This is a genomic window from Acinetobacter sp. ANC 4862 (genome assembly GCF_004336635.1).
Taxonomy (GTDB): domain Bacteria; phylum Pseudomonadota; class Gammaproteobacteria; order Pseudomonadales; family Moraxellaceae; genus Acinetobacter.
Map to the genome: position 1 here is coordinate 36,399 of NZ_SJXH01000026.1, position 9,817 is coordinate 46,215.

The window sequence follows — 9,817 nt, forward strand, 5'->3', positions numbered from 1 at the left end:
TCCGAGTATATCCATAAACACCTTCATATCTATGACTATTTAGAATTTATACTCTAAAACTTTAGTCAAATATTCACCAAAACTATAGTGTTATTTCGATGCTTCATAATTGTGAGCAAATAAGACAAAACTGTTATTTTAAGAAAATGTGTGCATATTTTTGCTATCATTGCAAATGATTTCATTTCTTTGATTATTGACGTTACAGGCCATATGCACGAACTCGCTCAATTAGAACCCCTCGCTCGTGATACTCCACAAACAAAACGTGGTCATGAACGATGTCTGGCGCTTTTACTCAGCGCAAATGAGCTATTTCTAGAACGTGGTTATGATGCAGTGTCTTTGGATGATATTGTCCAGCACGCCGGGGGTTCCAAAGCTTCCATTTACAAATTTTTTGGCAATAAAGAAGGTTTATTTACCGCAATTTGTGATTATCGTCGTGAACAATTTTTTAAAGATATCTGCCTGCCGTTTGAACAAGATAAAGATAATTTAAAATCTTACCTGATTAATACCCTGCTTAATTTTCATAGACACCTATTACAACCAGAAAATGCAGCATTTATGCGTCTCATTTTAGAACGCACCCAACACAATTCAGAACTTGCTTTATATATTCACGAGCAAGGTCCAAAACATATTCAAAATGCCATTGCTTGTGCTTTAGAAAAAGCGCATAACAATGGTCTATTAAAATGTGAAAACCCTATTTATTCTGCCCAATTCTATTTTGGTATTTTACGAAATTTGGAATGGCGCATTTTAATGGGTATTCCAATTCAGGAAAATGATCAGGAAACGACCAAATACATCAATTATTGTGTTGATCGCTTCTTGGAAGGCCATCAAAAAGTCTAGTTTTTTTGCAATTTTGCCTGCTTATAGTATATTAATCGATTCCCTTTTCACTTAACCAACCAACAACTAATTGTTGTTTTGTTTTCTATTCAGCAATTATTGTGGAGTAACCATGGCTCTACGTCACTTTCTGACCTTACGCGATTTATCGACTTTAGAACTTAACCAAATTCTGCAGCGTGCGATTGAACTTAAACGCAAGCAACATAGCAATGAGGTGTTCCAACCTTTCGTCGGTAAAGTTATGGGCATGATTTTTGAAAAATCGAGTACCCGCACACGTGTTTCGTTCGAAGCAGGTATGAGTCAATTCGGTGGTAGTGCAATTTTCCTGTCTTCTCGTGATACCCAATTGGGTCGCGGCGAGCCGATTGAAGATTCTGCACGTGTGATTTCAAGCATGCTTGATATTATTATGATCCGTACTTTTGGTCATGACATCGTAGAACGCTTTGCCTCTTATTCAAAAGTACCCATCATCAATGCCTTGACTGATGATCATCACCCTTGCCAGTTGCTTGCTGACATGCAAACTTATCTAGAACACCGTGGTTCTATTGAAGGTAAAACAGTTGCATGGATTGGTGACGGCAACAATATGTGTAACTCCTATATTGAAGCAGCACATATGTGGGGCTTTAAATTAAAAGTTGCTGCACCTAAAGGCTATGAACCACAAGAAAGATTCTTGTCTGAATTTGCTCACTGTGTAGAACTTGTAGATTCAGCTGAAGATGCCGCTGTGAATGCTGACCTGATCGTGACTGACGTTTGGGCAAGTATGGGCCAGGAAGAAGAGCAAAAAATTCGTGAAAAAGCATTTGCCGACTTTCAGGTCAATGAAAAACTCATGGATTTAGCGCATCCAGATTGCATATTCATGCACTGCTTGCCTGCGCACCGTGGTGAAGAAATTTCTGAAAATATGCTGGACCATAAAAATGCTGTGGTTTGGGATGAAGCAGAAAACCGTTTGCACGCTCAAAAAGCTTTGGTTGAATTTTTACTGAATGAAAATTTAAAGAAAGACTAATTGATTAGAAAAATCTTAAAAAGATTAAGCACCTTCGGGTGCTTTTTTTATACTCAAATGACTATAATCAATCCATAACTTTTATAAGTGATTATAACCATGTCTTTAAAAATAATCGTTTTATGCTTAAGCAGTTTGCTTTTAGTCAATACAGCACAAGCCAAAGCTACAGAACTCGACCAATATTTGCTTAAAAAGCAAATCCTCGACCAAGCTTATAAAATTAAAGACACCAAAGCATTGAATGAAATTTTAGATGTCATAAGCGATGAAGACTCTCGTACTATGCCATTTCAAGTTGATCAAAACACGGTAATTGAGCAATTGCGTTTATATGCCGATCATATTGATATTCAAGGCATCATTACGACTCCAGACTTCACCCAGTTTGCTGAAGATATTGGTGATAAAGAAGTAAAACATCTGATTAAACAAAATTTAATTCAAAATTGTCATTTATTTTTTGAACATGAATTCCAACGTATAAATCCATATCATGTTGCAATCAAACTCAGTTCAGATAATAAAAATTATCATATGAAAATTAAAAATACTGAATGTCAGTTCCTATAAAGAAAAAGCCCTAAAAATTTAGGGCTTTTCAATTAATTAGATATCTTATCAATGATGGTATGTTTTTCTAGCTGTTTGACGTGTATCAATAAAAGTTTAGCCTGCACAATAGCTTCCCAGTCGGTTTGCGCTGTCAGAAAGAGTCCAGCACAGCTGCCACGATCATCCTCACTCACTACCTCTGCAATATAACCATAATTAAGATCATTTAAGCCTTTTTGTTTTAGTTTGGAAACCACAATGGTTCTTTGCTGAAATGCGTTATTGTTTACAGATTTAACAGCTTTAACAAATTTAGAAATTTCTTCATTTTTTCTAACTAAGTTAAAAATTTTCTCAACGTAGTCATTGCCATGATGATCATTTCCATTGTGCTTAGGGACACTATGATTGGATTTAATATTAAAATTTGGATTTGCCAGTAAATAGCGCGCTATCCATTTTTTCAAGTCTTTCGTCATGAAGGTATTTTGTGTCTGCTTTTCCTGAACAAGTTCATCCTGCACTACTTTTAATTTTTCCTGCAGTTGTTTATTTTCGGTTTCTGTGGATTGCAATTTCCTTTCAACTTCATCCATCAGTATTGTAGAAGCATCCAGATCCTCTAACAGTTTAGTGTTGCGTAATGCCAAGTCCTGTCTTGCTTCTGCAAGAGCTTGTAAATTATGTTCGTAATTATCTATTTTATCTTGACTGTCTGCTTTAATTAAACTGATTTCATTAGCATAATATTGATTAATTTCAAGCGTTTTTTCCTGCAGAATATGATCTACATCATTGGCATATTTCTGCTCAGCTTCCTGCATCGCTTTTAATTTTTCGGCTTTTATGTCTCGAATATGTCCTTTCAGCTGCTCTTTTTCCAATGTAATTTTTGCGTTTAGCTCAATCAGTGCCGAATCTAACTGCTGTTTTTCCTGAGTCATTGCTAAATGCTGTTTTTCCAGCCCATTTACCGCTAATTCCGCCTGATCCAACTGTTTGTTTAAAGCAGTATTTTGTGATTTTAATTTTAATTTTTCATTATGGAGCTGTTCGATCAGATCATTCTTAGCAATGATTGCCTGCTCTGAACTCTCCCATTTTCGCAGCAATGTTTTGAAATAGCCTTTACCCAGCAGCAGCAAAACAATAATCAAAAAGAAATAGCATAACGCGGGGCTAGAACGCGGAATTGCAACAAATTCCCAATAATTGATGAGATTTTTCCAATAGCTTTGATTTATTCCATTTTGTGCAGCACGGTTCCACTCCATTACCGAGAAAGTCACACTACGTAACATACTTTTGAACAAAGGTGGGGTTACCAGTTTTTCATAGCTCACCACATAGAGATTGTCCTTTGCCTGAATTGACTGCTGATAGGTCACGGCAATCCGGTTATCTTTATAGCCTTCCAGGTTTTGTGCGTAAAATGGCTCTGTGTTCGCACTGAGGGTGATTTTGCCTTTAATGCTGGAATGATCCATAAATGTCTTGATCATCTGAGTGCAATTATCAGCCCTAGATTCACAATTTTGAATCAGCGCCTGCAATTGCGCCGCTTCATAACGCATTTCACGTACCGTAGCTTTTTCTTCATTCTTGTAAAAGAAAAAATTGTTAATTGCTACCAATACACAAACAATAAGCAAAAGGAAAAAAGCATAGATAGCTCTGATTAAGTATATGTTTTTCATAATTATTGGCTCAATGTAATTATAATAATTACATTTCATTACAAACCAAAAAACAAATACTTATTAAAGATATAACAGTCTTAAAATTTATTAGACTTGTTAAATAATATATCTACCCATAATCGTAAATATTCTATTTACCTGCTTTTATTTATTAAATCTGATTAATCTGACTTAATAAATACAATATATTAAGATAATAAACTTATTAACGTATCAAACCTTGCGGTTGTAAAATAATAATCATCGCACCCAATATCACCACCAAACCGCCCAATAGATCCCATCGCGTCAAGATCACCTGATCGACATAACGCAGCCACATTAAAGCGCTAAAAATATAAATTCCGCCATAAGCTGCGTAAATTCGACCCGAAGCTACGGGATGCAATGTCAATAACCACACAAATAGCGCAAGGCTTAAGGCTGTTGGAAGCCATAACCAATGTGATTTCCCCTGATTTAAAATTAAGTATGGAAAATAACAGCCCAAAATTTCTGCGATTGCTGTGACAAAAAAAAGGCAACCCGTCGTAAGTACCTTGGTAATTTGAATATCCATGAATTTATATCGTTTGATTCGCTCTTTCTCTCTTTGAAAGAAGGTCAGAATGAGGTTGAATAAAAAAAAATAACCCGTGCGAACACGGGTTATTTTGACAATCTAGATGATTATGCAGGTTCAGCAGTTTGATCTTCAAACACTTCGAGTTTCAAGCCCACTGCTTTGCCATTTTCTTTCTTCACAGAAACCGCAACATTACCACCGTGTTCTGCAAGCTCACCAAACAGAATCATCTCAGCAAGCGGTTTCTTCAAATGTTCCTGAATCAAACGTTGCATTGGACGCGCACCCATTAAACGGTCATAGCCATGTTCAGCCATCCATTCACGTGCACTTTGATCAACTTCAAGAACTACTTTCTTATCATCAAGTTGCGCTTGCAATTCAGTCAAGAATTTATCAACTACGTTTTCAATCACAGTGGTTGGCAACGCATTGAATTGAATCACGCCATCCAAACGGTTACGGAATTCAGGCGAGAATGCTTTCTTCATTGCATCCTTATTGTCATTACTATTGTCTTGTTCCATAAATCCGATACTCGCGCGAGAAATACTTTCCGCACCAATATTGGTGGTTAAAACAAGGATCACATTACGGAAGTCAGACTTGCGACCATTGTTATCGGTCAATGCGCCATGATCCATAATTTGTAATAACAAATTAAACACATCTGGATGCGCTTTTTCAATTTCATCCAGTAACAATACGCAATGTGGATTTTTATGAATCGCGTCCGTCAGCAACCCGCCTTGGTCAAAACCTACATAACCCGGAGGTGCACCAATTAAACGTGAAACCGCATGACGTTCCATATATTCAGACATATCAAAACGAACCAGTTCCACACCTAACAGTTTAGCCAACTGTTTGGTGACTTCGGTTTTACCCACCCCAGTTGGACCTGCAAATACAAAGCTACCTACTGGCTTATCGGGTGATTTCAAGCCTGCACGCGACAATTTAATGGCAGAAGCGAGTGCTTCAATTGCATCATCCTGACCGAATACCACGCGTTTAAGATCACGTTCAAGATTGCTTAATACAGTCTTGTCATCTTTCGAGACAGTTTTCGGTGGAATGCGCGCAATTTTAGAGATGATATCTTCGATATTTTCAACCGTGATTACAGTATCATCTTCCTCTGCTTTCAAACGGCGCTGTGCACCCGCTTCATCAATCACATCAATGGCTTTATCCGGCAAGAAGCGATCATTAATAAATTTCGATGACAACTCCACTGCTGCGACCAAGGATTTATCGTCATATTGAACGTGATGAAAATCTTCAAATTTAGATTTTAAACCACGTAAAATATCAATCGTTTCAGAAATAGAAGGCTCATTGACATCGATTTTTTGGAAACGACGTGACAAAGCATGATCTTTTTCAAATACTTGACGATATTCCTGAAAAGTGGTTGAACCAATGCAACGCAATGAACCATTCGACAAGGCAGGTTTAATTAAGTTTGATGCGTCCATGGTGCTACCCATACTTGAGCCGGCACCAATAATCATGTGAATTTCATCAATAAACAGAATCGCTTCTGGTTTCTTTTTCAACGCATTCAACAATTGTTTCAAGCGTTTTTCAAAGTCACCACGGTATTTTGTACCTGCCACCAACGCACCAATATCCAAGCTATACACTTCTGCATGAGCCAATGGTTTAGGCGCTTTACCGTTCACAATCAGCCAAGCCAAACCTTCGGCAATCGAGGTTTTACCCACCCCTGGATCACCTACCAGCAAAGGATTGTTTTTACGACGGCGACATAAAATTTGCGCGGCACGTTCAATTTCTTTTTCACGCCCAATTAAAGGATCTGTTTTTCCTTTTTGAGCTTCAGCATTCAAATTGGTGGTATATAAATCGAGTGGTCCTGCATTTGAAGAACTCGAGGTTTCACCATCCAAGTCTTCAACTTCTTCTTCGGCTTGCACTTCTTCTTTTCGCGTACCGTGAGATAAATATTGAGTTAAAGTTAAACGGTTAATTTGATGACGTTTAAGCAAGTAAACCGCAAAAGAATCACGTTCAGAGTACATCGCAACAAGAATGTCTGCACCTTCAACAGTTCGATCACCACCGCTGGATTGCACATGGAAAATCGCACGTTGCAGAATACGATCAAAACTTTCAGTCGGATGTGGCGCCTGATCGCTATGTTCGCCTAATTTCGGGGTGTGTTGTTCAACGTATTCTTCTAGTTCTTTACGCAGAACGATAATGTCCGCACCACACGCTTTAAGCGCATTTACAGCAGAGTCATTATCAAGTAAAGCCAACAATAAATGTTCAACCGTGAGAAACTCATGTCTCTTTTGACGAGCCATGCTTACAGCCAAACGTAAAGATACTTCTAATTGACGACTGAGCATGTAATCCCCTTAATCTTTTGGCTCAATCTGACAAAGCAATGGATGACCTTGTGACCGAGCGTAATTATTGACTTGGTTCGCTTTCGTTTCCGCAATGTCTCGTGGATAAACGCCTGCAACACCTTTCCCTTCATAATGTACAGTTAGCATTACTTGGGTCGCTTGGTCAAGATTCAAAGCAAAGTATTGTTGTAAAATTTCAATTACAAAGTCCATTGGGGTGTAATCGTCGTTCATCAAAACAACCGCATACATGGGTGGACGTTTTAATTCAGGAGGTGCCGTTTGTACCGCAATATCCCCTTCAGTCCCTTCAGAGTCATCCTGCGAGTCATTGCTTAAGCGTGGACTAATATGCCAATCGACATATCCTGATTGATGAAAAGAACTTTTGATGGCATTTAAACAATTTTGACGCTTATTCATTCGCATAGGATTTAAAATTCACATTTATTGTGCATTTGCTTCTGCTTGAGGAATTTCAGAAATAAATGCAGATTGACTCTCAATCGGTTTACCACGGCCCCAACTAAAACGTTTAATCACCGGAGTACTTGTTCCACCTGTTAAACGGACTTCAATGAATTGTGGCGTAAAGCCTTTAGGCATGGTCCAGCGGCCAGTTAAACGCTCGTAATCTTGAAAATTAAAGTTCTTGTCTTCCATTGGAACAACCAGAACTTCTGTACCCTGAATTAAGCGCAATTCCACACTTCCAGAGATGCTACGTTTATTCGGGCTGACTTGTACCAAATCCAGCTCGTATTCATAAGCATTATCAGGTAAAGGTTTAATTCCGATATTTTGCACCGTCAAGCTTAGACCGCCACGTTGGCGTAATACTTCACGGTAAATCGCACCCAAACCTTCAGACTGAGCTTTATCTTCACGGGCTTGATTCAGAGCAGCAAACAAATCATTTGAATTACTCACGGCAACATCACGTTCTTGCACAGCCAGATTCAAATTTTTATTTAGGGTTTCCAAGCTGCTCTTTTGCTTTTGCACAACCTCAACCAGTTGTTCAGCATCCGCTTCATAGCCTACAACAGTCAAACCTTGCCGATGCCCAACTGAATAGCCCAACAAGCCACTACCCGCAATCAGAATTGCAGCACCAATAGCCAAAGGTAAATTTCCCTTAACAAAAGGCTTTTTACTTAATTGTGTCTGTTGTGACGCAGTATTTGATTCAGTGTTCGGCATCGTCATCTCTTATTTTGATTCATTCAAAACACACATTTAAATCCAAATCCAAATGTGTGTGAAGCTGAAAAGCGTTTTTTATGGTAATAACCCGATACCTGTCAGCCCTGCATTTTCAGCAAAACCGAACATCAAGTTCATATTTTGCACAGCCTGACCCGCAGCACCTTTCACTAAATTGTCTTGTACGGATAAAACAACCAGTTTTTTCGGTTGCGGTTTATACAAAGCAATACGAAGCTGGTTTGCACCACGCACAGAACGTGTTTCAGGCGAGCTGTTGGCTGGCATCACATCGACAAACTGTTCATTGGCATAGAACTGTTCATACAAGCTTTGCAGGTCCACCGCATCACCAGCATCGGTCAAATCGACATAAATGGTGCTGAGCATACCACGGATCATCGGCACCAAATGCGGTACAAATAGAATGTGATTAAACACATCTTTAAGACCCGAGATATTTTCCAATGCTTCCACAATTTCAGGATGATGACGGTGACCCGCAACACCATAGGCCTTAAAGTTGTCAGCATTTTCAGAATAAATCATGCCGAGGCTTGCTTTACGACCTGCACCAGAAACACCTGATTTTGCATCAATAATAATGCTTTCCGGCTTCACCAAGGCTTCAGCCTGTTTGAATAATGGCGCAAGACCCAGTTGCACAGTCGTTGGATAGCAACCTGGGTTCCCAATCACGCTCGCTTGTTTAATTTTTTCACGGTTCAATTCTGACAGACCATAAACTGAATCTTTTAAAATATCTGGGCAGGCATGTTCAAGACCATACCATTTTTCAAATTGTTCCAAGTCTTGCAAACGGAAATCTGCCGCCAAATCGATGACTTTAGTATTTGCGGCAACCAGTTCGGCCACATGTTTCATTGCTACACCATGAGGGGTCGCAAAGAACACAACATCGCATTTTTTTAGTTCATCAATGTTTAAATCTGAATATTCAAGATCGGTATGTCCACGTAAGCTTGGGAACATGTCATCTACACGGCGACCTTTTTCGGTACGTGATGTCAGTACATTAACCTGTACATTTGGGTGTCGTAGTAAAAGACGCAACAATTCAACGCCTGTATAACCTGTACCACCGACAATACCAACAGTAATCACGATCACTACCTCAAATCTAAAGTGTCCATTTCGTAACTGCGTAGTATGACAGGAAGTTTTGGTTTTCTGAACTGTTTTGGTTTGGAATGATGGTTTTTTATCGTCTAAACAATCTCTCAGGTTAACTTTTTAGTTTATTCTTGAACTCAAATATTTTTAAATTTAACTTCCCAAAGATTAGGGCGTGTCATCAATTGAGCCATATCATGATTGAGGCAAGGTAGATCGCTGACAGGAAGTTTTGAGCCAATTTATCATAGCGCGTAGCAATACCTCGATACTGCTTGAGCTTGGCGAAGAAGTTCTCGATCAGATGTCTTGCCTTATAAAGATGTTGGTCATAATCACGCTGATCAATCGCGTTACTTTTGGACGGCATCACGAT

10 protein-coding genes are annotated in these 9,817 nt (G+C 38.8%); 3 read left to right on the plus strand and 7 right to left on the minus strand.

Annotated elements, in window-relative coordinates; all coding sequences use genetic code 11:
• The first annotated feature begins 213 nt into the window (after positions 1–213).
• The 3 genes from E0409_RS11595 (at position 214) to E0409_RS11605 (ending at position 2,470) form a co-directional block, all read left to right on the plus strand.
• On the plus strand, positions 214–864 hold the full coding sequence (locus E0409_RS11595; protein WP_131291066.1) for a TetR/AcrR family transcriptional regulator: 651 nt from the start codon (positions 214–216) through the stop codon (positions 862–864).
• 112 nt (positions 865–976) lie between these two features.
• Complete coding sequence (gene argF, locus E0409_RS11600; protein ID WP_131291045.1) at positions 977–1,897, plus strand: ornithine carbamoyltransferase; 921 nt, start codon at positions 977–979, stop codon at positions 1,895–1,897.
• 99 nt (positions 1,898–1,996) lie between these two features.
• Positions 1,997–2,470, plus strand: coding sequence for a hypothetical protein (locus E0409_RS11605; protein ID WP_131291047.1), 474 nt, complete (start codon positions 1,997–1,999; stop codon positions 2,468–2,470).
• A 32-nt stretch (positions 2,471–2,502) separates the two neighbouring features.
• On the opposite strand, the gene E0409_RS11610 is transcribed toward E0409_RS11605, so the two are convergent.
• The 7 genes from E0409_RS11610 to E0409_RS11640 form a co-directional block, all read right to left on the minus strand.
• Positions 2,503–4,149 (minus strand): coiled-coil domain-containing protein, encoded by a 1,647-nt coding sequence (locus E0409_RS11610; RefSeq protein WP_131291049.1) that lies wholly within the window; start codon positions 4,147–4,149, stop codon positions 2,503–2,505.
• 208 nt (positions 4,150–4,357) lie between these two features.
• Positions 4,358–4,711, minus strand: a complete 354-nt coding sequence (locus tag E0409_RS11615) for a YnfA family protein (protein ID WP_131291051.1) — start codon at positions 4,709–4,711, stop codon at positions 4,358–4,360.
• Positions 4,712–4,821: 110 nt separating this feature from the next.
• Positions 4,822–7,098 (minus strand): ATP-dependent Clp protease ATP-binding subunit ClpA, encoded by a 2,277-nt coding sequence (gene clpA / locus E0409_RS11620; protein WP_131291053.1) that lies wholly within the window; start codon positions 7,096–7,098, stop codon positions 4,822–4,824.
• Positions 7,099–7,107: 9 nt separating this feature from the next.
• On the minus strand, positions 7,108–7,530 hold the full coding sequence (gene clpS / locus E0409_RS11625) for an ATP-dependent Clp protease adapter ClpS (protein ID WP_131291054.1): 423 nt from the start codon (positions 7,528–7,530) through the stop codon (positions 7,108–7,110).
• Positions 7,531–7,548: 18 nt separating this feature from the next.
• Positions 7,549–8,304, minus strand: a complete 756-nt coding sequence (locus E0409_RS11630; protein ID WP_131291056.1) for a DUF6776 family protein — start codon at positions 8,302–8,304, stop codon at positions 7,549–7,551.
• 78 nt (positions 8,305–8,382) lie between these two features.
• Positions 8,383–9,438, minus strand: a complete 1,056-nt coding sequence (gene argC / locus E0409_RS11635) for an N-acetyl-gamma-glutamyl-phosphate reductase (RefSeq protein ID WP_171458812.1) — start codon at positions 9,436–9,438, stop codon at positions 8,383–8,385.
• 184 nt (positions 9,439–9,622) lie between these two features.
• The coding region (locus E0409_RS11640; protein ID WP_165541329.1) for a transposase at positions 9,623–9,817 on the minus strand (195 nt) is incomplete at its 5' end.

Coding starts and splice junctions, on each gene's coding strand:
- E0409_RS11630 (WP_131291056.1), bottom strand. CDS start 8,304: ATGCCGAACACTGAATCAAATACTGCGTCACAACAGACACAATTAAGT.
- E0409_RS11605 (WP_131291047.1), top strand. CDS start 1,997: ATGTCTTTAAAAATAATCGTTTTATGCTTAAGCAGTTTGCTTTTAGTC.
- E0409_RS11595 (WP_131291066.1), top strand. CDS start 214: ATGCACGAACTCGCTCAATTAGAACCCCTCGCTCGTGATACTCCACAA.
- argF (WP_131291045.1), top strand. CDS start 977: ATGGCTCTACGTCACTTTCTGACCTTACGCGATTTATCGACTTTAGAA.
- E0409_RS11615 (WP_131291051.1), bottom strand. CDS start 4,711: ATGGATATTCAAATTACCAAGGTACTTACGACGGGTTGCCTTTTTTTT.
- E0409_RS11610 (WP_131291049.1), bottom strand. CDS start 4,149: ATGAAAAACATATACTTAATCAGAGCTATCTATGCTTTTTTCCTTTTG.
- clpA (WP_131291053.1), bottom strand. CDS start 7,098: ATGCTCAGTCGTCAATTAGAAGTATCTTTACGTTTGGCTGTAAGCATG.
- clpS (WP_131291054.1), bottom strand. CDS start 7,530: ATGCGAATGAATAAGCGTCAAAATTGTTTAAATGCCATCAAAAGTTCT.